This window comes from Mesorhizobium sp. M0062, from assembly GCF_040323125.1.
Lineage (GTDB): Bacteria > Pseudomonadota > Alphaproteobacteria > Rhizobiales > Rhizobiaceae > Mesorhizobium.
This window is the reverse complement of sequence record NZ_JAMYUO010000002.1, coordinates 96312-119689: the sequence shown is the minus strand read 5'-3', so window position 1 is coordinate 119689 and position 23378 is coordinate 96312. Positions and strand designations below refer to the sequence as shown.

The 23378-nt window shown below is 62.9% G+C and carries 25 protein-coding genes; 14 read left to right on the top strand and 11 right to left on the bottom strand.

The features are described 5' to 3' along the window. Positions 1 to 15 precede the first annotated feature (15 nt). From waaC to rfaD, 3 genes are read right to left on the bottom strand one after another with little or no spacing between them, the layout of a single operon-like run. Positions 16 to 990 carry a lipopolysaccharide heptosyltransferase I gene (waaC, locus tag NKJ64_RS02745; RefSeq protein WP_352461932.1) on the bottom strand — a complete coding sequence of 325 codons (975 nt, stop codon included), beginning with the start codon at positions 988 to 990 and terminating at the stop codon, positions 16 to 18. Further along, a complete protein-coding gene (gene waaF, locus NKJ64_RS02740) occupies positions 987 to 1994 on the bottom strand; it encodes a lipopolysaccharide heptosyltransferase II (protein WP_023821652.1) in 1008 nt (335 codons plus the stop codon). The genes waaC and waaF overlap by 4 nt, the downstream gene beginning before the upstream one ends. Further along, positions 1967 to 2917 carry an ADP-glyceromanno-heptose 6-epimerase gene (gene rfaD, locus NKJ64_RS02735; protein WP_352461929.1) on the bottom strand — a complete coding sequence of 317 codons (951 nt, stop codon included), beginning with the start codon at positions 2915 to 2917 and terminating at the stop codon, positions 1967 to 1969. The genes waaF and rfaD overlap by 28 nt, the downstream gene beginning before the upstream one ends. A gap of 132 nt (positions 2918 to 3049) precedes the next feature. Here rfaD and NKJ64_RS02730 point away from each other — a divergent pair, with 132 nt between their 5' ends. From NKJ64_RS02730 to NKJ64_RS02710, 5 genes are all read left to right on the top strand, one after another. After that, positions 3050 to 3682 carry a LysE family translocator gene (locus NKJ64_RS02730; RefSeq protein ID WP_023689716.1) on the top strand — a complete coding sequence of 211 codons (633 nt, stop codon included), beginning with the start codon at positions 3050 to 3052 and terminating at the stop codon, positions 3680 to 3682. Positions 3683 to 3806: 124 nt separating this feature from the next. Next, positions 3807 to 5300 (top strand): D-glycero-beta-D-manno-heptose-7-phosphate kinase, encoded by a 1494-nt coding sequence (gene rfaE1 / locus NKJ64_RS02725; RefSeq protein WP_352461928.1) that lies wholly within the window; start codon positions 3807 to 3809, stop codon positions 5298 to 5300. A gap of 8 nt (positions 5301 to 5308) precedes the next feature. Continuing rightward, positions 5309 to 5881 carry a D-sedoheptulose-7-phosphate isomerase gene (locus NKJ64_RS02720; RefSeq protein WP_023671975.1) on the top strand — a complete coding sequence of 191 codons (573 nt, stop codon included), beginning with the start codon at positions 5309 to 5311 and terminating at the stop codon, positions 5879 to 5881. Continuing rightward, complete coding sequence (locus NKJ64_RS02715) at positions 5874 to 6527, top strand: D-glycero-alpha-D-manno-heptose-1,7-bisphosphate 7-phosphatase (protein WP_023671974.1); 654 nt, start codon at positions 5874 to 5876, stop codon at positions 6525 to 6527. The genes NKJ64_RS02720 and NKJ64_RS02715 overlap by 8 nt, the downstream gene beginning before the upstream one ends. 206 nt (positions 6528 to 6733) lie before the next feature. Further along, positions 6734 to 7714: a phosphodiester glycosidase family protein gene (locus tag NKJ64_RS02710; protein WP_245260033.1), complete on the top strand. Its 981-nt coding sequence runs from the start codon at positions 6734 to 6736 to the stop codon at positions 7712 to 7714. Positions 7715 to 8136: 422 nt separating this feature from the next. Here the strand turns inward: NKJ64_RS02710 and NKJ64_RS02705 are convergent, their stop codons facing one another. After that, positions 8137 to 8613: an Lrp/AsnC family transcriptional regulator gene (locus NKJ64_RS02705; protein WP_023689719.1), complete on the bottom strand. Its 477-nt coding sequence runs from the start codon at positions 8611 to 8613 to the stop codon at positions 8137 to 8139. Positions 8614 to 8869: 256 nt separating this feature from the next. Here NKJ64_RS02705 and trxB point away from each other — a divergent pair, with 256 nt between their 5' ends. Both trxB and NKJ64_RS02695 read left to right on the top strand, forming a co-directional pair. Then, complete coding sequence (gene trxB, locus NKJ64_RS02700) at positions 8870 to 9844, top strand: thioredoxin-disulfide reductase (protein WP_352461927.1); 975 nt, start codon at positions 8870 to 8872, stop codon at positions 9842 to 9844. An 80-nt stretch (positions 9845 to 9924) separates the two neighbouring features. Further along, on the top strand, positions 9925 to 10821 hold the full coding sequence (locus tag NKJ64_RS02695; protein WP_023671970.1) for a LysR family transcriptional regulator: 897 nt from the start codon (positions 9925 to 9927) through the stop codon (positions 10819 to 10821). Between the two features lie 22 nt (positions 10822 to 10843). Here NKJ64_RS02695 and NKJ64_RS02690 read toward each other — a convergent pair whose 3' ends face one another. From NKJ64_RS02690 to NKJ64_RS02680, 3 genes are all read right to left on the bottom strand, one after another. Beyond that, positions 10844 to 11341 (bottom strand): methyltransferase family protein, encoded by a 498-nt coding sequence (locus NKJ64_RS02690; RefSeq protein ID WP_352461926.1) that lies wholly within the window; start codon positions 11339 to 11341, stop codon positions 10844 to 10846. Positions 11342 to 12066: 725 nt separating this feature from the next. Beyond that, on the bottom strand, positions 12067 to 14118 hold the full coding sequence (locus tag NKJ64_RS02685) for an elongation factor G (RefSeq protein WP_023805975.1): 2052 nt from the start codon (positions 14116 to 14118) through the stop codon (positions 12067 to 12069). Positions 14119 to 14363: 245 nt separating this feature from the next. Next, complete coding sequence (locus NKJ64_RS02680) at positions 14364 to 15224, bottom strand: alpha/beta fold hydrolase (protein ID WP_352461925.1); 861 nt, start codon at positions 15222 to 15224, stop codon at positions 14364 to 14366. Between the two features lie 147 nt (positions 15225 to 15371). Here NKJ64_RS02680 and NKJ64_RS02675 point away from each other — a divergent pair, with 147 nt between their 5' ends. Both NKJ64_RS02675 and NKJ64_RS02670 read left to right on the top strand, forming a co-directional pair. Beyond that, positions 15372 to 15923 (top strand): methyltransferase family protein, encoded by a 552-nt coding sequence (locus NKJ64_RS02675; protein ID WP_352461924.1) that lies wholly within the window; start codon positions 15372 to 15374, stop codon positions 15921 to 15923. A 48-nt stretch (positions 15924 to 15971) separates the two neighbouring features. Next, complete coding sequence (locus NKJ64_RS02670; RefSeq protein WP_023691540.1) at positions 15972 to 16367, top strand: (R)-mandelonitrile lyase; 396 nt, start codon at positions 15972 to 15974, stop codon at positions 16365 to 16367. A gap of 57 nt (positions 16368 to 16424) precedes the next feature. On the opposite strand, the gene NKJ64_RS02665 is transcribed toward NKJ64_RS02670, so the two are convergent. After that, the gene (locus NKJ64_RS02665; protein ID WP_023691539.1) at positions 16425 to 17627 is read right to left on the bottom strand and encodes a pyridoxal phosphate-dependent aminotransferase; all 1203 of its coding nucleotides are present in this window, start codon (positions 17625 to 17627) and stop codon (positions 16425 to 16427) included. Positions 17628 to 17901: 274 nt separating this feature from the next. Between NKJ64_RS02665 and NKJ64_RS02660 the strand changes: the two genes are divergently transcribed. Both NKJ64_RS02660 and NKJ64_RS02655 read left to right on the top strand, forming a co-directional pair. Next, on the top strand, positions 17902 to 18801 hold the full coding sequence (locus NKJ64_RS02660; RefSeq protein ID WP_023828094.1) for an EAL domain-containing protein: 900 nt from the start codon (positions 17902 to 17904) through the stop codon (positions 18799 to 18801). Then, a complete protein-coding gene (locus tag NKJ64_RS02655) occupies positions 18798 to 19658 on the top strand; it encodes an EAL domain-containing protein (RefSeq protein ID WP_023671962.1) in 861 nt (286 codons plus the stop codon). The genes NKJ64_RS02660 and NKJ64_RS02655 overlap by 4 nt, the downstream gene beginning before the upstream one ends. Before the next feature lie 101 nt (positions 19659 to 19759). On the opposite strand, the gene NKJ64_RS02650 is transcribed toward NKJ64_RS02655, so the two are convergent. Both NKJ64_RS02650 and NKJ64_RS02645 read right to left on the bottom strand, forming a co-directional pair. Continuing rightward, positions 19760 to 19960 carry a hypothetical protein gene (locus NKJ64_RS02650; protein ID WP_023748189.1) on the bottom strand — a complete coding sequence of 67 codons (201 nt, stop codon included), beginning with the start codon at positions 19958 to 19960 and terminating at the stop codon, positions 19760 to 19762. Between the two features lie 233 nt (positions 19961 to 20193). Continuing rightward, on the bottom strand, positions 20194 to 20406 hold the full coding sequence (locus NKJ64_RS02645; protein ID WP_015316174.1) for a cold-shock protein: 213 nt from the start codon (positions 20404 to 20406) through the stop codon (positions 20194 to 20196). Positions 20407 to 20704: 298 nt separating this feature from the next. On the opposite strand from NKJ64_RS02645, the gene NKJ64_RS02640 reads away from it, so the two are divergent. Beyond that, the gene (locus NKJ64_RS02640) at positions 20705 to 21031 is read left to right on the top strand and encodes a hypothetical protein (RefSeq protein ID WP_023828093.1); all 327 of its coding nucleotides are present in this window, start codon (positions 20705 to 20707) and stop codon (positions 21029 to 21031) included. A 163-nt stretch (positions 21032 to 21194) separates the two neighbouring features. Here the strand turns inward: NKJ64_RS02640 and NKJ64_RS02635 are convergent, their stop codons facing one another. Then, the gene (locus tag NKJ64_RS02635) at positions 21195 to 21776 is read right to left on the bottom strand and encodes a methylated-DNA--[protein]-cysteine S-methyltransferase (RefSeq protein ID WP_023828092.1); all 582 of its coding nucleotides are present in this window, start codon (positions 21774 to 21776) and stop codon (positions 21195 to 21197) included. 177 nt (positions 21777 to 21953) lie between these two features. Between NKJ64_RS02635 and NKJ64_RS02630 the strand changes: the two genes are divergently transcribed. Both NKJ64_RS02630 and NKJ64_RS02625 read left to right on the top strand, forming a co-directional pair. After that, a complete protein-coding gene (locus NKJ64_RS02630; RefSeq protein WP_023748191.1) occupies positions 21954 to 22883 on the top strand; it encodes a lytic transglycosylase domain-containing protein in 930 nt (309 codons plus the stop codon). Between the two features lie 5 nt (positions 22884 to 22888). Beyond that, on the top strand, positions 22889 to 23377 hold the full coding sequence (locus NKJ64_RS02625) for a GNAT family N-acetyltransferase (RefSeq protein WP_023705860.1): 489 nt from the start codon (positions 22889 to 22891) through the stop codon (positions 23375 to 23377). Position 23378 lies beyond the last annotated feature (1 nt).

The following is a 23378-nucleotide window of genomic DNA, read 5'->3' as shown; positions in this document are numbered from 1 at the left end:
TCCTTCTGAAAGGCTCTAGGCTGGTGCTCGTGATTTGAGCGCCAGCTGCTTCTCAGCTTCCGCCACCACCTTCGCCGGCGTTAGGTGCTCCCCCGATGCGGCCAGCAGCGTTGAGGCATACTGCCCGCGCGGGCCGGTCAAACCCGGCTCGGTCGCAAGGAACACCGCGACCGTCGGCAGGCCAAAGGCGCTGGCGAGGTGGGTCAGACCGGTGTCGGCGCCGATAACCAGCGTCGAGCGGCCAAGGATCGCGGCAATGTCTGCCAGCGGCGATCTCGGCACCACGATCGTTGACGGCACGGCTTTTGCGATCGCATTGGCCACCGCCTTCTCACGCTCGTTCGACCAGGTGGTGACCGGCGTCATTCCGCTACCAACCAGCAGGCGAGCCGTTTCGATCCAGTCTTCGGCGGGCCATTTCTTGTCCTCGCGGCTGGTGCCGTGCAGCAGGAAGGCCGTCTTGCCGTCAATGCCGGCCAGGCCGCCGGGAGGCGGCACAATCCCGGATGCGAGCGCCGAAAGATCGGGCTCGTAGCCCAGCGCCAGCCCGAACAGCCGGCGCGTGCGTTCGATGGCGTGCAGGTTGCGCGGCACGGCGTATTTGCGCTGGTAAAACAACGTTGCCGAGGGCTCCCGCGCGCTTGCGCGGTCGAAACCTGCGATTGGTGCCGCTGCCTGTTTCGCCACCAGGGCCGATTTCAGCAGCCCCTGCGCATCGATGACGAGGTCGTACTCGCCTGCTTGCAGAGCGCGGCGCAAGCTTGTCGCCTCCCGCCATGTGCCGGCGTTGAACAGATGCTTGCGCCAGCGCCGGATGGCGACGGTATGGATCTTTGCTATCGCCGGATGCAGCGCGACGATGCCGGCAAAGGCCTCTTCGACGCACCAGTCGAAGGCGATATCGGGGCGCTTGCGGCGTGCATCTTCGACGGCGGGGAAGGTGTGGATGACGTCGCCCATCGAGGAGGTCTTGACGATCAACACCTTCATGCGGCGGCCGGGAGTTCCAGCAACCTGTCCGCCGCCGCTGCCACTCGGGCAACGTCCAGCGTCTTCAGGCAGTTGAGGTGGCCGAGCGGGCAGATCTTCCGGTGGCAGGGCGAACAGGACAGATGCAACCAGATCAGTTCGCGCTGTTCAGCCAACGGCGGCGTGTTTTCCGGCGAGGTCGAACCGTAGACGGCAACGACCGGCGTGCCGACGGCGGCCGCGACATGCATCAGCCCGCTGTCGTTGGACACCGCCAGCCTGGCCGCGGCGATCAGGTCGATGGCGTCCTCCAGTCGCGTCTTTCCTGCCAGATCGACGACACCGGGCGCGAGTGCTGCGATCTCGGCAGTGACGTCGCGATCGTTCTTCGAGCCGAACAACGCGACCTCGAATCCTTTCGCCATCATCTCTCCGGCGAGGCCGGCATAGCTTTCGCTAGGCCAGCGTTTGGCCGGACCGAATTCGGCGCCGGGCATCATGGCGACGAATTTTCCCGGCTGCAGGTCGAAGCGGGCGAGCAACTCTTTCTGATTGCCGCCATCGACGGTCAGGTGCGGCGCCCGGAAATGGCCACCCTGGGCAAGACCGAAATAGGCCTGCGCGGTGAGCCGTTTGACGGCATCGGGCAGCGGCACGATGTCGGTCAGCAGGCCGTAGCGCATTTCCCGGAGATTGCCGAAACGGCGCGGAATGCGGGCAAAGAACGGGATCAGCGCCGATTTCCAACTGCCCGGCAGGACGTAGGCCATATCGTAGCGGCCGCGCAGCAGGCGGCCGAAGCGGCGGCGAATGATGAATTCGAGCGCGCCGGGTTGCAGCGGGAAATCGATCTGCTGGCGAATCTCGGGCATGCGCTTGACCAGCGGGGCCGCCCAGGCCGGGGCAAGCACGTCGATGGCGGCGTTGGGATGGAGCTCCTTCAACGCCGAGAACAGGCACTGAGCCATGACCATATCGCCCACCCAGCGTGGGCCGATCACGAGGATCGTTGGGCTTTCAGCCATTCGACATAGTCTCTGACGCCGGTTTCCACGCTGCGGAATTGCCCATTATAGCCGGCTGCACGCAAACGGGACATATCAGCCTGGGTAAAACTCTGGTAGCTGCCCTTGAGGTGATCGGGGAATTCAATGAACTCGATCTCGCCCTTGCCCAGCGTATCGATCACGGTCTCGGCAATGGCGCGGAACGGCTGGGCGCGGCCGGTGCCGCAGTTGAAGATGCCGCTCGAGCCGCGCTTCCACAGCCACAGATTGACGTCGGCGACATCGCCGACATGAATGAAGTCGCGGCTCTGTTCGCCAGGCCCGAAGCCGTCATGGGCGCCGAACAGCTTTGGGTTTTCGCCGCGCCCGACCTGGTTGAACAGATGGAAGGCGACCGAGGCCATGGCGCCCTTGTGCGCCTCGCGCGGGCCATAGACGTTGAAGTAGCGCAGGCCGGCGACCTGCGAATGATCGGTGTCGAACACAGTGCGCCTGACATAGTCGTCGAATAGTTTCTTCGAATAGGCGTAGACGTTGAGCGGCCGCTCAAGTGCGGAGTCCTCGCGAAACTCCGAACCGCCGCCGTAGACGGAAGCCGAGGAGGCATAGAGGAACGGTATGCGCAGCGAAAGACAGCCATGCAGCAAGCGCTTTGAGAAGGCGTAGTTCACGTCCATCATGAACTTGCCGTTCCATTCCGTGGTGGTCGAGCAGGCGCCCTGGTGGAAGACGGCCTCGACGCGGCCTAGGTCGCCGGCTTCCAAGGTGGCCAAGAATTCGTCCTTGTCGAGATAGTCGGCTATCTGCAAATCGGCCAGGTTGGCGATCTTGTGGCCGTCGGTGAGGTCGTCGACGACGAGGATGTCATCATGGCCTTCGGCATTGAGTGCGGCGACGATGTTGGAGCCGATCATGCCGGCCCCGCCCGTGACGATGATCATGAAGGCCTCTGGTTGCTTGCGATTCCGGTCCTTATAAGGGAGGGCAGCCGGGCTGTCGATGAAGCACCACGACGACATAGTGAGACCGCGAAGCGCCCGCTTTATCGAGGCCCGCAAGCTAGGGGACAAAAAATGCCGTCGACCGAACTGCTCATTGCGTTTTTCGCCACCACGGCGATCTTTGCCTATATTCCAGGACCGGCCATGCTCTATGCCGCCGCGCAGACCATGGCGCGCGGGCGCTGGTCGGGGCTGACGGCGGCACTTGGCATCCATCTTGGCGGTTATTTCCATGTCTTTGCGGCTGCCGCCGGGCTGTCGGTGCTCTTCCATGCGGTGCCGCCGCTCTACATGGCGGTCAAGCTCATCGGCGCGCTCTATCTGATCTGGCTTGGCGTGTCCTTGTTCCGCAAGCGCGGGGACGGTGACAGGGCGCTGCCGGCGATCGAGCGCAAATCGGCGCGCCGCGCATTTTTCGAGAGCATCACCGTCGAAGTGCTCAATCCGAAGACGGCGATCTTCTTCATGGCGTTCCTGCCACAGTTCATCGATGCCTCGGCGGGGTTCCCGGTGTGGCTGCAATTCGTCGTGCTGGGCACCATCGTCAATTTAATGTTCTCTTCGGCAGATATCGTCTGCGTGTTGCTGGCAGGCATGGTGATCGCCCGGCTGAAGCGCTCCAGCCGTGCGCAGCGCATCATGCAGCGGGCGGGCGGGGCGGTGCTGGTCGGACTGGGCGTCCACGTCGCGCTGCAGAAGAGCTGACGGCCGCCCTGGCGTTGCGCTGCGCGGATTTGCGGTATATCGGCTTCGCCATGAACGATCCGGCCCGTAAATTGACAATTTTCAGGGTGATTGAGATCGGCCTTTCCCTCGCATTGCCAGTGACATGATCAAGCACAATCCGCCTTCGCCCGAACCTTTGCACCGCGCCATTGCCCGCTTTGGCGACGTTGCCGTGCTGGTGGTCGGCGACTTCATCCTCGACCGTTTCGTCAACGGCGTCATCGAGCGCATCTCGCCGGAAGCGCCGATCCCGGTGCTGCACGGGCGCGGCGAGACCTCGACGATGGGCGGCGCAGGCAACGTTGTCGCCAACATCGTCTCGCTGGGTGCCAGCGCTATTCCCATATCGGTGATCGGCACCGATGTGGCCGGCGACAATCTGGTGCGGATGCTTGGCGAGTTCGGCGCCGACACCGTGGGCTTGGCGCAGGAGCGCGGTCGCATGACGTCGTCGAAGAGCCGCTTCAGCGCGCTCAATCAGCAGGTGCTGCGCTTCGATGAGGAAGAGATCAAGCCGCTCGACGACAAGGAACGGGCGGACCTGGTCCGGCATTTTCGCGCCGCACTCACGCGCGCCGACATCGTCATTCTGTCCGACTATGGCAAGGGCATCTTGCTCGACGGCGTCGCCGCCGACCTGATCGCCATCTGCCGCGAGGCGGGAAAACCGGTGCTGGTCGATCCCAAGGGCCGCGACTATGCGCGCTATGCCGGCGCGACCGCCATCACGCCCAACCGCAAGGAGCTTGGCGAAGCTGTCGGTCGCCCGGTTTTCGCCGACGACGAGATCGTCGCGGCGGCACGCCAGCTGATTTCGGCACATGGCTTCGACTTCGTCGTCGCCACCCGCAGCGAAAAGGGCATGAGCGTCGTCGGCGCGGATGAGGCGCGCCACATCGCCACCCAGGCGCGCGAAGTGTTCGACGTTTCGGGCGCCGGCGATACGGTAATCGCGAGCTTCGCGCTGGCTCTGGCCGCGGGCGCCGATCGCGTCATGGCCGCCTCCATCGCCAATGCCGCCGGCGGTGTGGTGGTGGGCAAACGCGGCACCGCGCGGCTGACCGTGGAGGAACTCACCGGCGCGCTGTTCCGCTCGCACGGCCCCACCGCCCATAAGGACGCCATCCTCGATGCCGCATCGGCCGCGCGCATGGTGGCGGCGTGGAAGGACGAGGGCCTGAGCGTCGGCTTCACCAATGGCTGCTTCGATATATTGCATGCCGGCCATGTCAGTCTTCTCCACGCGGCGCGCAGCCAGTGCGACCGGCTGGTGCTCGGCCTCAACAGCGATGCCTCGGTGCGTCGGCTGAAAGGCGCAGGGCGCCCGGTCAACGATCAGCATGATCGTGCCTGCGTGCTCGCCGCCCTGGCCTCGGTCGATGCGGTCGTGGTGTTCGAAGAGGATACGCCGCTGGCGCTGATCGAGGCGCTTCTGCCCGACATTCTGGTCAAGGGCGCCGACTACACGGTCGAAACCGTTGTCGGCGCCGATGTGGTGCAGAAGGCGGGCGGGCGCGTCGTCCTGGTCGACCTTGTCGCCGGCAAGAGCACCACCGGCACGATCGGCAAATTGCGCGCCGGCGGCGGTACCAACTGAGGGATTTCATGTCCGGACTGAATGACTATCTGGTCCGCTCGGCGGCCGCGATCACCGCGACAGTCGAGCGTGACCTGACCGCCGAGATGGAACGTGCTGTGAGTGCGGTCGTCGCCGCGCTTTCCTCGGGCAAGGCGCTGCTGGTCTGCGGCAATGGCGGCTCGGCCAGCGACGCCATCCACATTGCCACCGAACTGGTCGGCCGCTTCCTTAAGGAGCGCAAGGCCTACAATGTGATTGCGCTGCCGGCCAACGCGGGCATGCTGACCGCCTGGGGCAATGACTATGGCTTCGACACCGTGTTTTCGCGCCAGGTCGAGGCGCATGGCGCGCCCGGCGGCGTGCTGCTTGCCATCTCGACCAGCGGCAATTCGCCGAGCATTCTGGCTGCCGCCGAACAGGCTCGGATGATGGGCATGACGGTGGTCAGCCTCACCGGCGACAGCGGTGGCAAACTCAAGCCGCTCACCGACATACTGCTCAACGTGCCCTCGACCTCGACGCCGATCATCCAGCAGGGACATCTCTGCCTCTACCACTATCTCTGCGAGGTGGTGGAAGACCGTCTGTCGAATGGCTGACACCGGGGCCTACGGTCCATACCCGCTGGCTGAGCCCGGCCTGTGGGTTGAGCGGGTGGGTTCGCGGGTGTTTCCAGCCAACGCGCCGGCGCTGTTCCTCGACCGCGACGGCACCATCAATGTCGACACCGGCTATCCCGACGATCCAGCCAAAATGGCGCTGCGCGACGGCATCGTGCCGGTCATCGCGGCGGCCAACCGGGGCAACATCCCGGTGGTCATCGTCACCAACCAGTCCGGCATCGCGCGCGGCTATTTCGGCTGGAAGGAATTTGCCGCGGTCAACGGCCGGGTTCTCAAGCTGCTTGCCGCCGGCGATGCCTTCGTCGACATGGTTCTGGCCTGCGCCTACCACGAGGCGGGCAGCGGGCCACTGGCGGTCGCCGACCATCCAATGCGCAAGCCCAATCCGGGCATGCTGCTACAGGCCCGGCAGCGTCTCGGCCTCGATCTCAAGCGCTCGCTGATAGTCGGCGACAAGGCCGCGGATATGCAGGCCGGACAACGTGCCGGCCTGCCGCGCGGCTGGCTGGTGGATGGCGAGGGAAGTAATGAGCCGGGCTTCGAGGTTCTGCCGCTGCGCAACCCCGATGATCTGGAACGGCTTTTGAGAGCTGTCGAGTCGCTCGGATCGAGACTGATTTAGCTTTCCGGATCTGTTGCGACGCAATCTCAATGGGTTAGCTTGAGCGTTTCACCGTTTCGCAGAAACGGCGAGCCGATCCATTTCTTTGCTTTGACGCTATTCCCCAGGAAAGCACCACGCTCTTTTGCGGAAAAACTGCAGAGATCAGACATCATTCAAGCAAGAAATTTGCAGATGTCATTCCATCGAAGAACGAGGGGAATTCATTGAAGAAAGCAATCTCTGTTGCCGTTGTCTTGTTGATATTGGCTGTGCTTTCAGCCGTGGGGTATGTCTGGCAAAAACACGGCGTGTATGGGCTCAATGCACTTCTTCGCCGCGGCGGAAGCTACTGGATCGCCGTTGCACCCGACGATGCGCGTCTCTCGCCTGCCATGCAGCTTGCGTTGAAATCGGAAATTCCTGATGTGACCGCTGGAGCCAGCTCATGGAATGAAACCGAGCCTGGATTCCAGGTCAGAGAAATCCCTGTCATGGCGGGCGACCGTGAAATTGACCGGCTCTATCTCAACCGTTTCGATCCAGCCAAATTCCGTTTCGTTGCCCGTAACGAGCCCAGTGGTGCCAAGGACATCGACCAGTGGGAAGCGGCACTCAATCCACAAGGCACAGGCGGCACCGTTCTGATCGTCAATGGCAGTTATTTCGGACTGAAGGGCGAAGCCGACACGCCCTTTGTCAGCATGGGTGCGAGGCTCGGGCCGGATGAATACGATGCGAAGGCCGGCGCCTGGTTCGTGAATGCCTCCGGCACGCATGTGGTCGATCTCAATTCACGTGACTGGCGCGCAGTCACGGAGAATGCCGAAAACGCTATGGTTTCCTATCCATTGCTTGTCGGTGAGGACGGCCGCAACAATGTACGCGCCAAGAGCAACTGGTTGGCCAACCGCACCTTTATCGCGGAAGATCGTCAGGGCTGGATCATCGTCGGTTCGACCAAGGACGCTTTCTTCTCGCTGGACCGGCTAGCAAACTTCCTGTTGCAGACCGACCTCGATCTCAAGACGGCGCTAAACCTCGATGGCGGGCCTGTTGCCTGCCTCAGCGTCCGCTCCGGGAACTACCGGTTGAAACACTATGCCAAGTGGGAAGCCCAGGTCGCGGATGGCGACGTCTCACTGCTTCAAGCACCGCTAGATGTGCCCTGGGGATTGCCTGTTGTTCTCACGGTGGAGCGCAGGTAGCAGATCCTGCCCTTGGCAGGGTGGGTCAAAGTACTCCCGATTCCGTAGCTGAAACCGGATGGCATATTCAACCTTGGCCGCTCATGTTCACGCAATCTGACCCGGAATACCCTACGATTTCGGCGCCAGAATTCGCTTTCTGGCTCATATTCGTCGTCAACATGATTGTGATCGGCGCGGCGTTCTCGCGTCAAAAAACATTTTCCGTCTCAAATGGTTGCCGCATGTCATCACATTCGTCTGGCTTGCTTGCTCACCTATTTTGCTAGCCTTTTTAGCTTTGCCGGAGATGTCCCCTGGTGAGAGCCCCGGCCCTGGGGACGGCTTCATTCTTTTGCCAGTTGTCGGAGAGGTAGCAGTGTGTCTGTTGGGGTATGTCTTGGTCGGCGTCGCACATGCTTTTTCGAAGTTAATCTCGCTTATCAGGCGCTGAACGCCACCAGCCCTTCGTCCTTGACGCGGCGGATGGTCAGCGCGGTGCGCACCGTGTCGACATTCGGCGCCGAAGCCAGTTCTTCGATGACGAAGGTCTGGAAGGTGCCGAGATCACTCGCCACGCAATGCAGCAGGAAGTCGGATTCGCCCGAGACCATCCAGGCGTCGCGCACGATCGGCCAGCCGCGAGTGCGCTCGGCGAAAGCTTTGAGCTCCGCGTCGGCTTGGTGATGCAGGCCGATCAGGCAGAAGGCGACGACATCCATGCCGAGCGCCGGCGCGTTGAGCAAGGCGCGATAGCCTCTGATGATGCCGGTTTCCTCCAGCCGCCGGACACGGCGCAGGCAGGGCGGGGCGGAAATGCCGACACGGCTCGACAGTTCGACATTGGTCATGCGCCCGTCGGCCTGAAGCTCGCGCAGAATCTTCCAGTCGATGGCATCGAGGTCGGCTTTCAGGGGCATGGCGGTCTCGGCTTAGCGCAAGAATCTTTCGCGCTCTCGTCCTTAAACGACTTTTGTGTCGATGCCAGCCCTTTGGTCGGGCGATTTCGCAACCGTAACGAAAGCGGCCATTGCGCGAATAAGCCTGTAGGCCGAAGCTTTCCGGGGACGACGGCCTGATCGTCTTGCTGGTGTGGTTGGCAACCCTTACATTACCAGCAACATTTCACGTCGTTTTCCAAGGCACACTCGATTGTCTGCCCCGCAGAGGCTTTAGATGACCACCAAGCACGCGTCTGTCCTTATCATCGGTTCCGGCCCGGCCGGCTATACCGCCGCAGTCTACGCCGCGCGCGCCATGCTCAAGCCGATGCTCGTAGCAGGCTTGCAGCAGGGCGGGCAGCTGATGATCACCACCGATGTCGAAAACTATCCAGGCTTCGCCGATCCGATCCAGGGCCCGTGGCTGATGGAGCAGATGCTGAAGCAGGCCGAGCATGTCGGCACCGATATCATCAACGACATCATCACCGAGGTTGACCTCAATGTGCGGCCGTTCCGCGCCACGGGCGATTCCGGCACCACCTACACGGCCGACGCGCTGATCATTGCCACCGGCGCACAGGCGAAATGGCTGGGCATCCCCACCGAACAGACCTTCATGGGCTTCGGCGTGTCGGCCTGCGCCACCTGCGATGGTTTTTTCTATCGCGGCAAGGATGTCGCTGTCATCGGCGGCGGCAATTCGGCGGTGGAGGAGGCGCTCTATCTCTCCAATCTGGCGAAGAGCGTGACCGTCATCCACCGGCGCAACGATTTCCGCGCCGAGCGCATCCTGCGTGAGCGGCTGTTGAAAAAGGACAATGTCCGAGTCATCTGGGACACGATCGTCGACGAGATCACCGGCCGGCCCGGCAAGACGCCGCTGCCGCCTTCGGTCGAAGGGCTGAAGCTCAGAAATGCGGTGACCGGCGAGGTCACCCATCTCCAGGTGGACGGCGTGTTCGTGGCGATCGGCCATGCGCCGGCGGTGGAATTGTTTGTCGGCAAGCTGAAGCAGAAGCCGAACGGCTATCTGTGGACGGCGCCGAATTCGACCCGCACCGATGTGCCCGGCGTGTTCGCCGCCGGTGACGTAACCGACGACATCTACCGTCAGGCGGTGACCGCCGCCGGGCTCGGCTGCATGGCCGCGCTCGAGGCGGAAAAATACCTGGCCGGCATCGAGGTGCACCGCGAAGCGGCGGAATAAAATCTATCAAGACGGCGTCGCAAGCCGTTCAAAAGCCTGATTTTTCATTCAGACGCCAAGAACAGAACGAGGGGAATTCAATGGCGTTGGACTGGGACAAGCTTCGCGTGTTTCACGCAGCGGCGGAGGCTGGGTCGTTTACCCATGCCGCCGAGACTTTGCACCTGTCGCAATCGGCGATTTCACGCCAGGTCAGCGCGCTCGAACATGATGTCGGGGTGCCGCTGTTCAATCGCCATGCCCGCGGCCTGGTGCTGACCGAGCAGGGCGAAATGCTGTTCCGCACGGCGCATGACGTGCTGATGAAGCTGGAGACCATCAAGTCGAAGCTGACCGAGGCAAAGGACCGTCCCTCAGGCGTGCTCAGGGTGACGACGACAGTCGGGCTTGGCGCCGGTTGGCTGACCGAACGGGTGCAGGAGTTCATCGAGCTCTATCCCGAAATCAGCCTGCAGTTGATCCTCGCCAATGAGGAACTCGACCTCACCATGCGCCAGGCGGATTGCGCGATCCGTCTGCGCCAGCCGCAGCAGCCGGACCTGATCCAGCGCCGCCTGTTCACTGTGCATTTCCACCTCTATGCCTCGCCGTCCTATGTCGGCAAGCACGGCAAGCCGACCTCGGTCGCCGATCTGAAGAACCATCGCATCGTCACTTTCGGTGTGCCGGTGCCGTCGCATCTGTCGGAGCTGAACTGGCTGGAAACGATCGGCGATTTCGACGGTGGGCAAAGGGTGCCGACGCTGCAGATCAACGACATCTTGTCGATCAAGCGCGCCGTGCAGGGCGGCGCCGGCATCGCCATGCTGCCCGACTACGTGATCTCCAAGGAATCGGATCTGGTGCAGCTTTTGCCGGAGACCGAGGTGCCGTCCTTCGACACCTATTTCGCCTATCCCGATGCAATGAAGAACCAGGCCAAGCTGCACGTCTTCCGCGACTTCATCATCGCCAAAGCGCGCAGCTGGTCATTTTAAACATGCCCTTGGGAGGTGCTGGTCACCCCCGCCAAGGCGTCAGCCGTGGCAGCCAGCCGGGAACATTGCGGCGGTAGGTCTCGTATTCGCCACCGTAGCGGCGGGCGAGAGTCGGCTCCTCATAGAACCTGACGAAAGAGCCCATGACGATCGCGCCGATGGCGGCATAGGCAGCGACGCTCCAGCTTGAAAACAGCAACGCCTGGCCCAGGATGATCGACAGTACTGTGACATACATCGGGTTGCGGACATGGCGGTACACGCCGCCGATCACCAGTCTCTCGGTGGGCGCGACAGGCGCCGGCGTGCCGAGGCCTTCGAGCGCGAAGCGGGCAAAGGAATGGACGAGCAGGGCGATGGCCGCGACAATCAGGATGGAGCCGGCCGGCACGAAGCCGGGCACCGTCGACAGCGGCAGACGGTAGCGGTCCGTGAGCAGCCAGGGCACCAGCCCGGCGACGACACAAGGTGCGGCGATGAAGAAGACCGCGCTGCCGGCGATCGCCTGGGGTGTCCGCATGTCAGGTCTCCCTTCTTCCGGCCGACCCTTCCCATCCCGCTGCCGCAAAAATAAACGCCTGTTGCCCGATTCAACGTCATTCGGCTTTTTGCCCGCGAGCGCGAGAATCAGCCCGACTTGCGGTTCTGCGAAGGCAACAGCACGGTCGCGCCATTCATTTGGCAACTTTTCGTGGTCCTATGGCCCCTAGACATGGGTTAGACCACAGCCTGTACCTTTTTGCATGCGTGTGTTGCAAAATAGATGCTTGTTTCTTGGGCATGAACAGCACATATATAGATCATCTCCTGGGCGCGTTCTCCTCCCATTAGCGCCCTCGAGTGTTCCCCTCTGGAGGTTAGCCTTAACAGGCACTTCCAATCAAACTCAGCCGGATCTTCATTGATCCGGCTTTTTTGTTTCCGGGCCTGCCGTAGCCAGCGAAAAATCGAGCAAAATCGCCGCGTAACAGTGACATGTAACCTCAGGTAACATGCCGCAGGCGCGATTCATCGTTTAAGCAGATCATAGGACGCGGTGTGGTTCGACCGGGAGATGGGGGCATCACTCGGAAGATCCGGGCTCAGGCGGCTACCGCGTCCGAACCTATTCGTCTGTCAGTGCCGTATGGCGCGGCGGGTACGTGCGGCGGACCTGCCGTTTTCCTCCCAAGAAGACGGTCCGCAATAAGAGCGGCGTCCGGATCATCCGGGCGCCGTTTTTTGTGCGGATCATCCTTTGGCCTGTCAGGCAGCCTTGCCGTTGGCGTTCATCGCTTCGTCGGCCAACCGTCCGGTCAGCTCGGCCATGTGATCGAAGGCGCAACGATAGCTGGCGACGCCGGAGGTCGCCGAGCGCAGTTCGATGATCAGGCCGCCGATCTCGGCCTGCGGCATGGTCGCCTCCACGACATCCCATCCCGGCCAGTCAGGCCGCGCGTCGTAGCCAAGGATCTGCCCCCGCCGTTGCGGGATCAGCGCGATGATCTTCGAAGTGGCTTCGGACGGCGTGACGATCTCGACCTTCATGACCGGCTCGAGCAGCACCGGCGAGCAGGCCGCCATGCCTTCCTTCATGGCCAGCTTGGCCGCCATCTGGAAAGCCATGTCGGAGGAATCGACGGCGTGGTAGGAGCCGTCGGAGAGGTTGACGGCGACATCGACGACAGGGAAGCCGAGCGGGCCGGATTTCAGATAATCGCGCACGCCGGTTTCGACCGACTGGATGTAGGTCTTGGGCACGACGCCGCCGGTGATGGTGTCCGAGAACTGAAAGCCGGAGCCGCGCGGCAGCGGCTTGATCTCGATCACCACATCGCCGAACTGGCCATGGCCGCCGGACTGCTTCTTGTGGCGGCCGCGCTGCTGGACCGTCTTTCGGATCGTCTCGCGATAGGGGACGGCAGGCGCATGGCCTTCGACCGGAATCTGATTCTTGCCTTCCAGCCGCTCGCGCACGACCCGCAGATGCATCTCGCCATGGCCGGACAGCACGGTCTCGGCCGAGTCCTGGTTGTGGCGCAAGGTGAGCGAGGGATCTTCCTCGGCCAGGCGCTGGATGGCCGCCGACATTTTGACCTCGTCCTTGCGCTCCTTCGGCCGCAGGGCAAAGGCAAAGACCGGCTGCGGCGGCGTCAGCGTGACCAGCGGCTTGATACCGCCCTTCGTGGAGCTCAACGTCTGGCCGGTCTTGACCTCGTCCAGCTTGCCCAACGCCACCGTGTCGCCGGCCTTGGCAGCGGTGAGCTTGGATTGGTCCTTGCCGAGCATCTTGTAGATGCCGGAGACCTTCGCCGTCTCGCCATTCGACAAATAGAGTTCGGCTGCATCGGCGATCTGGCCGGAGAGTACGCGCGACACGGACAGCTTGCCGCCATGCGCGGTGTGGATGGTCTTCATCACCTGGACCACGGTGTGATTGCCGTCGGGGACGCCGAGCCGTTTGCGCGTCGCCTCGACATCCGGTGCGTCATGGCGGATCGCCTTCAAAAGGCGCAGCACGCCGTTGCCTTTTTCGGCGGTGCCGATCAGCACCGGCGTTATGGCGCCGGCGCGCAGGTCGGCGGACAGATCGTCGAAGACCGCGTCTTTCGGCGGCTCGATCTCCTCCAGCAACTGCTCCATCAACTGGTCGTCATGGTCGGCAAGCGTCTCCAGCATGGAGAAGCGAGCCTCCAGTTCGCGCGCCTTGTCATCAGTTGGAATTTCGGCAACCTGGCTTTCAGCATATTCGCGGTAGATGTAGGCGCGCTCTAGCGCCAGGTCGATGGAACCGATCACCACATTGTCCTTGCGCAGCGGAATCTGGCGCAGCAACAGCGGCGCCGCGCTCGTCGGCTGCAGCATCTTCAGCGTATCGCGTACGCCGGCGATTGCCTTGTCGACCTTGTTGAGGAACAGGATGCGCGGCACGCCGAGATCGTCGAGCTTGCGCATGATGAGCTGCAAGGCTGGGATCTTCTTCTCGTCGGCCTCGGCGACGACCACCGCGAGATCGCAGGCTGCCAGCACCGGCTCGGCCTCGAAGGAGAATTCGATCGATCCGGGACAGTCGACGAAGGTGATCTGCTCGCCCATGAATTCGGTGGTGGCAAAGGTCGCCTCGACGCTCATGGCGTGCGCCCGCGCCTCGGGCGAATGATCGGAAACGGTGCTTCCCGATGAAACGGGATTTTGACGGGGGATGGCGCCCGTACGGGCGAGGATGGCTTCGAGAAGTGTCGTCTTACCGCTTGCAAAGGGACCGACTATGGCAATGCATTTCGGTCCCGTGCGTCGTCCTCCGGCGCGAGTACCCATGGCTGACCTCCACTCAGGCGTTGCCCTTGGAGTGCGATCAGCAAAAGTGGAAACGGTTTTGCGCCGATCGCACCCTGTCGTGAGCGGCGGCCGGCCTGTTCGACCGTCGCGGGCGGGGTTGTTTTCATTTAGCCACCTGCCCAACCCATCGTCCCACGGGTTAGCCGGGAGGGCAAGGAAAATAGAAATCGCGCCGCCGTCAGGCGGCCGAGGCAAGACCCGGGGATCAGAACCGTCGGGCGATTTCAGCTTGCCTGAGTGCGGCGCGTGGGCGTGGCGGCTGCACTCTGCTTCACCACCATCTCGGCGTAGCGCGACAGCAACGGGTTGAACAGGTCCGGACGTTCCCAGAAGGGCGCATGGCCGGCGCCTGGTATGACATGGCACTGTTCCCACAGCGAGCTGTAGGCGACGGTCTCGAAATAGCTCAGCCGCACCAGCGGATCATGCTCGCCATTGATCACCGCGACGGGGAACGGAGCGTGCTCGACCACCTGTTTCTGGTCGGCGCCCTTGCCCGCAAACATGGAGCGCGCCACGCCGGCGCGAAGCCGACCGTCGGTGCGCCTGATGGCTTCGCGGAAAGACGGACTGGCGGTGTCGCCGTAGCACAGAGCCTCAAAACGCTCGATGTCGCGTTCGGAGTAGACCTTCTTGGAGGCGAGCAGCATGTCCCAGTTGGCGTGAAAGCCGCGCAGCATGCCAAGCGGCCCCCGCGACACCGGCGGCGCTCCGGTCAGCACCAGGCCGCTGACCGCATGGTGAAAGCTGGCCAGTTCGACCGCCACATGGCCGCCGAGCGACCAGCCGAAGATGATGGCGTGGCCGATGCCCAAAGCGTCGAGAAGCCGGGCTGTGGTCTGGGCAAGGCCGGTAATCGTATAGGCGGTCGCCGGGTCGCGGGCATCGGAGGACTCGCCGTGGCCGGGAAGTTCGAAGGCGATCAGCCGATGGGCGTCGGCAAGCGGGCTATCGAACTGACGGGCAAACACGGCGCGCGAACTGCCCGAACCATGGATCATGACGATGGGAATGCCGGACCCAGACGACTGGCTGAGGCGCAAGTCGGCCTGCGGCGTGCGGATGGTGCGGTGAGTGATGCTCATGCTGGATTAGACCTTGAGATTTGCCTGACCGCCAACATCGCATCGCTGGCTCTATATGTTCTTTAAACATGTGGTTAAGAAAGGATTTCTAAAGAGATAGCCGGCACGATTGCTGGCTCCATGGCAATCACGCGCGGAATCCCGACAATGGAACCAGTCCTTGATCTTCTTGTCTCGATCTGCAGCATCGCGACGCTTGGCCAATATGTCTGGTCGATGCGGGCGCATTTCCAATCGCAGGCGATGTCTCCAGGCGCCATGGTGATTTCGGCGGCGGTCATCGCCACGGCGCTGTTCCTTCTCGCCATCCTTTGGATCCAATCGCAGCCGGGTTCGGCAAAGCTCACCGGACTTGCCGTCGAACTGGCGAGCTCTGCCCTGTTCTGGTGGGCGATTGTCACGTCGCGCAAGGCGCGATTGCGCTTCGCCTTCGCACCCGACGATCCACACAGCCTGCTGACCGACGGCCCCTACGGCCATGTCCGCCACCCCTTCTATACGTCCTACATCGTCTTCTGGATCGGGTGGGGGATCGCGATCTGGTCGATCTGGGCGGTGGTGCCGGTCGCCGGAATCGCTATCCTCTATGTGTTTGCGGCGCTGGACGAAGAGAAGAAATTTTCGCGCACGCCGCTGGCCGGAGCCTACGCGGACTATCGCGTACGTGCCGGCCTGTTCTGGCCCCGGCTGGGGTGGTAGCCGGCACCGGGGCAGGGTAGGTTCTGCCAAACTTAGGGATCACCAGAGATGAAGATCATTGCCTGCGGCAGCGTGCCGACCATCATCGCGCCGGACCAGTATTTCACCGGCCGCGTGCTGCAGACGCCCATCATCGAGAAGGAAGCGCCGGCCCGGCTCAGAGCCACGCTGGTCAGCTTCGAGCCCGGTGCGCGTACCCACTGGCACACGCATCCGCTGGGGCAGACGCTTTATGTCACTGCGGGCGCCGGCCTTGCGCAGGCATGGGGCGGGCCGATCCAGGAGATCAAGGCGGGCGACGTCATCTCGTTCGAGCCGGGCGAGAAGCACTGGCACGGCGCGGGTCCAAAGACGACAATGACCCACGTCGCCATGCAGGAAGCGCTGGACGGCGTCCATGCCGATTGGATGGAAGCGGTCACGAGCGAGCAGTATGGCGGCTGAGGTCTGCTCTTGACAAAAACCCGGCTCGAAAGGCCGGTTTCATGTCTCGGAGCCTGATCAGGTCAGCGATGCAGTGAACCGCTGGATGCGCGTGCAGGCTTCCTCCAGCAGCGTCTCCGACGTCGCGTAGGAGATGCGGAAGTTGGGGCCGAGGCCGAACGCCGAGCCGAACACCACTGCGACACCCTCGCCTTCGAGCAATTCGGAGCAGAAAGTCTCGTCGGTGTCGATTATCTTGCCGGCTTTGGTCTTCTTGCCAATCAGCTGGGCGCAGGACGGGTAGACATAGAAGGCGCCTTCCGGCGACGGGCAGGTTATGCCCCGCGCCTGGTTGAGCATCGACACGACGAGGTCGCGACGGCCCTGAAAGATCGCCTTGTTCCTGGCGACGAAATCCTGCGGGCCGTTGAGCGCCTCGACCGAGGCCCATTGCGCGATGGTGCAGGCGCCCGAGGTCTGCTGGCCCTGGATCATGTCCATCGCCTTGATCAACTGGACGGGACCCGCGGCATAGCCGATGCGCCAGCCGGTCATGGCGTAGGCTTTCGAGACGCCGTTCATGGTCAGCGTGCGCTCGTAGAGTTTCGGCTCGACCTCGGCGATCGTCCTGAAGACGAAGTCGCCATAGGTCAGGTGTTCGTACATGTCGTCGGTCAGTGTCCAGACATGCGGATGCTTCAAGAGCACGTCGGCCAGCGCGCGCAGCTCGGCTTCCGTGTATGCGGCGCCGGACGGGTTCGACGGCGAGTTCATCAACAGCCATTTGGTCTTCGGCGTGATCGCATTTTCCAGCACGGCGGGAGTGAGCTTGAAACCATTGTCGATCGAAGTATCGGCGAACACCGAGGTGCCGCCGCAGATCGCCACCATTTCGGGATAGCTGACCCAATAAGGGCGGGGGATGATGACCTCGTCGCCTGGGTTCAGCGTCGCCATGAAGGCGTTGAACAGGATCTGCTTGCCGCCGGTGCCGACAATGGTCTGCTCGGGCTTGTAGTCGAGATTGTTCTCGCGCTTGAATTTTTTCGCGATCGCCTCGCGCAGCGGCGCGATGCCCGAAACCGGCGGGTATTTGGTCTCGCCGCGGCGGATCGCCTCGATCGCCGCATTCTTGATGTTGTCGGGCGTGTCGAAATCCGGTTCCCCGGCGCCGAGGCCGATAATGTCGCGGCCGGCATTTTTCAGCTCGCGGGCTTTCTGCGTCACCGCGATGGTGGCGGAAGGCTTTACGCGGGCAAGGGCGTCGGCAAGAAAGGCCATGACCAGATATCTCCAGAGGGGTCGGCGCAACCGCAAACAGCTGCGGCGCCTCTCATGTCGCATCGACCCGGCAAGTGCAAGCATTGTCGGATGAGCCAGGGTCAAGGACCCGTGGAGATCGGCTTTTTGGAGCGCGTGCATGACGGTTTCACTCTGCGTTGCGGGCTCTGCAATCGACGCCTATCCCCGGCAAGACTAAATTCATCAACGGCCGCTAAAACCTTTGACGGCAGGATCGCCAGCCATTTCGCCTGTCTCGCGGAGCGAGGGACCCTTGTCGCGCAGCACCGGGCTTGCCCACATCATCCGTCACGATGACGGCACCGCTTCAGGTGTCTGGGGTCCCTACACGCTGCAGAGCGCCTTTCAGCCGATCTTCGCCTTCAAGGAGAGCAAGCTCTCGATCGCAGCGTTCGAGGGGCTGATCCGGCCGTTTCGTGACGGCGAGCCGCAATCGCCAATGAACTTCTTCCGCACCTGTCCGGCCGGCGACCGCCTGCACATCGAGGCGCTGACGCGCACGCTGCATTTGCTCAACGCCGGCGCCTGCCTGCCGCAAGAAGCTTCGATCTTCGTCAATTTCGATCCGTCGGTGTTTACCGAGCGCTCCATCGCCGATAACGCGCTGCGCGACATGCGGCTGGTGCTGCACGAAGCCGGGATCGATCCGCGCCGCATCGTGTGCGAGGTGACCGAGCAGAAGTCGGCGTCGCAGGAAACGCTCTACAGCTTTGTCGAGGCGCTGCGGGCCAATGGCTTTCGCATTGCCGTCGACGATTACGGCGCCGATGAATCCGACATCAACCGCATCAAGGAGCTCAAGCCCGACATCGTCAAATTCGATGCGCACTGGATCACGCAGCTCATGGAATCCGGCGCCGGCTTTGCCCTGCTGACTGCCATGGTGACGAACTTCGAACTACAGGGCATCCGCACCGTGTTCGAAGGCATCGAGGAAGGCTGGCAGCTTGAATTGGCCGAGAAATCCGGCGCATCGATGGTGCAGGGCTTCGTGCTGGCGAAGCCGGAACTGGCGCCGACCAGCTTTCGCGCTTTCGGCAAGGATGGGCAGCCGTCTGTCGCGGCGGCCGAGCCTGGCAAGACGCCTGCCGGCCCGACTGCAGCGCCTCCGGCGCGGCCGGGCAGGGTGTTCGGGCGCAGGACCGGGCCATGACCGGGCAGCGCGAGAGGCGTCGCGATATCGGCGAAGCGATCTTTGCCGACGAGGTCGGCATCGAATACGGCGTCTACGGCACGTTCCGGCTGAAGAGCGCCTACCAGCCGATCTTTGCGCCACGCGGCGGCGCGTTGGCCGCGGTTGCAGTCGAGGCGCTGATCGAACCGCAGCGCGCTTCCATGCCGGTTGCACCCGCCATGTTCTTCGACAGTGTTGCGCCGGGCGACCGCCTGTTTGTCGAGACGATGTGCCGGATGCTGCATCTGAAAAACTTCCGCAACATCGGCGTCGACGGGCTCGGCCTGTTCTTCAATTACAACCCGATGATCAACGATCATCTCGGGCGGGCGCTGGCCGAGATCCGGCTGATGACGCGGCATCTCGGCGATCTCGACCTGCATGCCGCCATGCTGGTCTGCGAGATCACCGAACAGGCGGCCGACGATAATGTGCTGGCCCCGCTGGTGCGCGAGATGCGGCGCCACGGCATCCGCATCGCCATCGACGATTTCGGCACCGGCCACTCGACCGCGGAGCGGATGAGCCTGCTTCAACCGGATATTGTGAAGATCGACGGCGGCTGGTTCGCCGAATTCTGCCGCCACGCTGCCGCCGAGCGCTTCTTCCGGCCGCTCGTCTCGTCGCTGCACGATCGCGGCGCCAAGGTGCTGGTGGAAGGCATCGAGCAATCCGTGCATCTGCGCGTCGCGCTGGATGGCGGCGTCGACCTGCTACAGGGGTTCCATCTCGGCCGCCCGGCGCTGGCCGGCACGATCTTCAACCGGGAGCCGCTGTCGATCGAGGCGCTGCTTGGCGCCGACAACAAGGTGGTGCCGCTGCATCTGCGGCGCTGATTTTGTCCTCACGCTTGCCGCCGCTTCGCGGCTCGTTCCGGACGGGACGCCAACGGGCGCGATGCCCGGTTGGGCTTGCGGCCTTCGGCCGTAGCGCGCATTCAAAGAGGGCGAACTCGGCCCGCGTGAAGTTCAGCCAAAGCCTGCTCGGCAAACTTATCCAGCCGGCCAGCCTTGGCGTCCGCCTCGATCTGCATATCCCACACCTCTGCCTGATACGCTGCGAACCATTTGGCAAAGGCCTTTAGTTCTGTGGTGTTCAGGGCTGCGATGGATCTTTCAATCTGTTCGAGCTTGGTCATGGGGCGAAACTAATAGCATGGCCATCGTCCAATTCCAGACAAACAAAAAGGCGGGATAAATCCCGCCTTCCCATTTTCGGTAGCCTGATCGGAGCTTTAAGTCCGGGCCGGCAGCTATCTGCTGATCCAGCTTGTCGGGTCTTTCCGCTCCAGCGCGCTTCTCGCGCGACCGTCAGTACATCCGTGACTTGCCGCGCGCCCCGAACTCTCGTCCGGCGCGCGCTATCGCAAAATCAGGCTGCCTTGCTCAGAGAACCAGCGGACGACTTGCCTGTGCGGCGGTCCTGCTCGATCTCGAAGTTGATTTTCTGGCCTTCGACCAGGGTCGACAGTCCAGCGCGCTCGACAGCGGAGATGTGAACGAAAACGTCCGCACCGCCCGAATCAGGCTGAATGAAGCCGAAGCCCTTGGTGGCATTGAACCACTTGACCGTACCAGTTGCCATATGAATAGTCCTCGCATTTGCTTTGGTTTGACCGAACCGAGGTTCAGCCGGTTTGTATCGAGATTTTGGAGATAGACGTCAGCAAACGCGAAGATCGCGAGGCCCGGATCGATCGGCCGAAATATCAATGGAGCTGATATAGGCGGGTTTCGCACCAAAAACAAGATGGCTCGAAAAATGGCGTTGCGGTGGCGCCGCCCAAAGGCCGCCCCAATCGCATGAAAGCGTCGAGCAATCGGGAAGACCGGGACGCCCGACGGCGTTAGTCCGGTTTTGGGAGACTGTCATGAAAACGGTTGTGAAAACCATTCTGCTTGCCGCCTGCCTGACGCTGGCGTCCGCCGAGGCGCAGGCAATTTCGCGCTACGACCCCACTCGTATGAGCTGCGACACGGTGCAAGGCACGATCGCCCGCCAGGGCGCGGTCATCCTGCGCTATCAGTCCAGGCGCGTGCCGGGGCTGCCGCTCTTCGACCGCTATGTGCAGAGCCAGCAATTCTGCAATGTCGGCGAGGTCAGGAAGCGCGCCTATGTACCGAGCGCCGATACCGAATCCTGCCCGGTCTATCTCTGCAAGCGGATCGAGAACGACCATTTTCACCGCCGCTTCCTGCGCCGTCATTAGGGCATATTGATATTCGGGTGAGGCCGGCCTGCGAACGATGGTCTTCTGCGCTTCCGGCGCCCACGTACATTAAGTACGCTCCGCTCCGGTTCTCGAAGACCATAGTTCTCGGTGCGGCCTGACCTGAATCTCAACATACCCAGCCGGCATACCATTCAAGCTCTTAGAACCCGAACGAGACCTGCGCCGCCGGCGGCGGGCCGACGCGCACGCCTTCCATGGCCAGCATCTTTTCCTTGGTGGCCGAGCCGCCGGGCGCCGAGAAGCCGCCGATCTTGCCGCCCGCGGCTAGAATCCGATGGCAGGGGATGACCAGCGGCACCGGGTTGGCGCCCAGCGCTGCCCCGGTTTCGCGCGGCAGGCCGGCTTGGCCAGCGCGCTTGGCCAGTTCGCCATAGGTGGTGGTTTCGCCATAATGCAGTTTCCGCGCCGCCTCGTAGATGGCGAGACGGAAGTCGTCGACGCCGTCGAGATCGACCGGCACGCCGGAGAAATCGACGTCCTCGCCTGACGCATACGCCTTGATCGAGGCGATCAGCTCGACCACCCATTGCGGCTGCCCAATGTTCGCAGTGGTATTGGCGGCAACACCGGCATGCCGCATCAGCCGGCGCTCCACCGCTTCGCGGCTCCTTTCGGGCAGGCAGAGCCGGATCAGGCCCTTTTCGCTCCAGGCGATGCCCATGAAGCCGATCACTGTTTCTAACACTGCGTGGCCGGCTGTGATCGAAGATGCCGTTTCCATGATGCGCTCCTTTCCGCAAAGCGGCGAAAACCGGGATGCCAACCGGTACATATGCAGAACAATATGGCATCTGATCCCGGCTCTCGCCACCCGAAAACCACCAGATGGTCCCGATTGCCCACCAGGAATCGCTGGTGTAAGGACTTCTTAACAACCGACAAATCGGACCCGCGCGGCTTGCCAGCAAAATTCAACCTTTTCGCGATCTCTGTGATCGTCGGCGCAGCTGCCCTCAGCGGCTGCCAATCGACCTCGCAGATGAAGGCCACGCCTGCGCTGACCGAAACCGCGACCGCTGCCGGCAGCGATGCCGGCTTTACCGTGCCGCTGCCCGATACGGTTTCGGTGCTGCCGCAATCCTCGGGCATAACACCCGTCCAGGCGGCCGAAGCGGCGCCGGCCACGCCAGCGCTCGATGCCGCTGCGCAGCCGGTTGCCGCGACCGCGGCCTTTGCCGGCGCGACGCCCACGGCCCCGGCCGTGCCTGCGGTGATGGCCGCCAATGCCTGGCAGGCGCCTGCGCCCGCCAACGCCGGACAGCCGGTCGCGGCGCAATATACGACCGCCAGCCTTGTCATGCCGGCGACCGCCAAGGGCGGCCAGAACGCCATGCCCGGCGTGCAGCAGGTAGCCTATGTCGTGCCGCAGAACCCGGCTTCCCTGGGCCTGTTCCCCGCCGCGCCGCTCGGTCTCCCGGAAGAAGAGCATGCGACCGGCATGCGCGGCGACGTCGACCGGCTGATCCAGAAATACGCCGCTCTCTACGAGGTGCCGGTCGATCTGGTGCGCCACGTCGTCAACCGCGAAAGCACCTACAATCCGAAGGCTTACAATAACGGCCATTGGGGCCTGATGCAGATCAAGCACGCGACGGCGCGCGGCATGGGCTATGACGGGCCGGCCAAGGGCTTGTTCGACGCCGAAACCAATCTGAAATACGCGGTCAAATATCTGCGTGGCGCCTGGCTGGTGGCGGGTGGCAACGCCAAGAAGGCCGATTGGCTCTACCAGACCGGCTATTATTTCGACGCCAAGCGCAAAGGCCTGCTCGAGGCCACCGGCCTCGGTGTCGACCGCAAGCGCCGCCGGCTGCAGCCCGACGCCTGAGCGCGATGCCTGAACCGCGCCCGCCGGCTCCAAACGACATCCGGCTGCGCAAGATCCTCGACGAGACGCTCGTTGCGCCGCACTGGCCGGACGGCTTTGCCATGCGCTGCTTCGAACATGGTGACGCGCAGCCCCTGCACGCGCTTTTGACCGAGGTGTTCGACGACGGCACCGACGGCCCGTTCGACGAATGGTGGCCGCGCATATCCAGCGATGCCGAATTCGACCCGGCGCTGTGTTTCCTGGTCATCGACGCCAAGGGACGGCTGGCGGCGGCAGCGCTGTGCTGGACGAGGGCCTTCGTCAAGGACCTCGCGGTCCATCCCGGAGCGCGCGGCAAAGGAATTGGCGAAGCGCTGATGTGGCAGGCCTTCAACGCCTTTCGCGATCGAGGCGCGGCCCATGTCGACCTCAAGACCAACACGGTCGAGAACGCCGCCGCGCTCCGGCTCTACGAGCGGCTGGGAATGATGCCTGTCGCCTGGGAAGGGTAAG

Excerpts from the sequence above, each read along its gene's own strand:
- NKJ64_RS02675 (WP_352461924.1), top strand. The coding sequence starts at position 15,372 with ATGGAACCAGTCCTTGATCTTCTTGTCTCGATCTGCAGCATCGCGACG.
- NKJ64_RS02705 (WP_023689719.1), bottom strand. The coding sequence starts at position 8,613 with ATGCCCCTGAAAGCCGACCTCGATGCCATCGACTGGAAGATTCTGCGC.
- NKJ64_RS02685 (WP_023805975.1), bottom strand. The coding sequence starts at position 14,118 with ATGGGTACTCGCGCCGGAGGACGACGCACGGGACCGAAATGCATTGCC.
- rfaE1 (WP_352461928.1), top strand. The coding sequence starts at position 3,807 with ATGATCAAGCACAATCCGCCTTCGCCCGAACCTTTGCACCGCGCCATT.
- NKJ64_RS02655 (WP_023671962.1), top strand. The coding sequence starts at position 18,798 with ATGACCGGGCAGCGCGAGAGGCGTCGCGATATCGGCGAAGCGATCTTT.
- NKJ64_RS02715 (WP_023671974.1), top strand. The coding sequence starts at position 5,874 with ATGGCTGACACCGGGGCCTACGGTCCATACCCGCTGGCTGAGCCCGGC.
- NKJ64_RS02670 (WP_023691540.1), top strand. The coding sequence starts at position 15,972 with ATGAAGATCATTGCCTGCGGCAGCGTGCCGACCATCATCGCGCCGGAC.
- waaF (WP_023821652.1), bottom strand. The coding sequence starts at position 1,994 with ATGGCTGAAAGCCCAACGATCCTCGTGATCGGCCCACGCTGGGTGGGC.
- trxB (WP_352461927.1), top strand. The coding sequence starts at position 8,870 with ATGACCACCAAGCACGCGTCTGTCCTTATCATCGGTTCCGGCCCGGCC.
- NKJ64_RS02635 (WP_023828092.1), bottom strand. The coding sequence starts at position 21,776 with ATGGAAACGGCATCTTCGATCACAGCCGGCCACGCAGTGTTAGAAACA.
- NKJ64_RS02650 (WP_023748189.1), bottom strand. The coding sequence starts at position 19,960 with ATGACCAAGCTCGAACAGATTGAAAGATCCATCGCAGCCCTGAACACC.
- NKJ64_RS02680 (WP_352461925.1), bottom strand. The coding sequence starts at position 15,224 with ATGAGCATCACTCACCGCACCATCCGCACGCCGCAGGCCGACTTGCGC.
- NKJ64_RS02625 (WP_023705860.1), top strand. The coding sequence starts at position 22,889 with ATGCCTGAACCGCGCCCGCCGGCTCCAAACGACATCCGGCTGCGCAAG.
- rfaD (WP_352461929.1), bottom strand. The coding sequence starts at position 2,917 with ATGATCATCGTCACGGGCGGGGCCGGCATGATCGGCTCCAACATCGTC.
- NKJ64_RS02695 (WP_023671970.1), top strand. The coding sequence starts at position 9,925 with ATGGCGTTGGACTGGGACAAGCTTCGCGTGTTTCACGCAGCGGCGGAG.
- waaC (WP_352461932.1), bottom strand. The coding sequence starts at position 990 with ATGAAGGTGTTGATCGTCAAGACCTCCTCGATGGGCGACGTCATCCAC.
- NKJ64_RS02665 (WP_023691539.1), bottom strand. The coding sequence starts at position 17,627 with ATGGCCTTTCTTGCCGACGCCCTTGCCCGCGTAAAGCCTTCCGCCACC.
- NKJ64_RS02690 (WP_352461926.1), bottom strand. The coding sequence starts at position 11,341 with ATGCGGACACCCCAGGCGATCGCCGGCAGCGCGGTCTTCTTCATCGCC.
- NKJ64_RS02730 (WP_023689716.1), top strand. The coding sequence starts at position 3,050 with ATGCCGTCGACCGAACTGCTCATTGCGTTTTTCGCCACCACGGCGATC.
- NKJ64_RS02645 (WP_015316174.1), bottom strand. The coding sequence starts at position 20,406 with ATGGCAACTGGTACGGTCAAGTGGTTCAATGCCACCAAGGGCTTCGGC.
- NKJ64_RS02720 (WP_023671975.1), top strand. The coding sequence starts at position 5,309 with ATGTCCGGACTGAATGACTATCTGGTCCGCTCGGCGGCCGCGATCACC.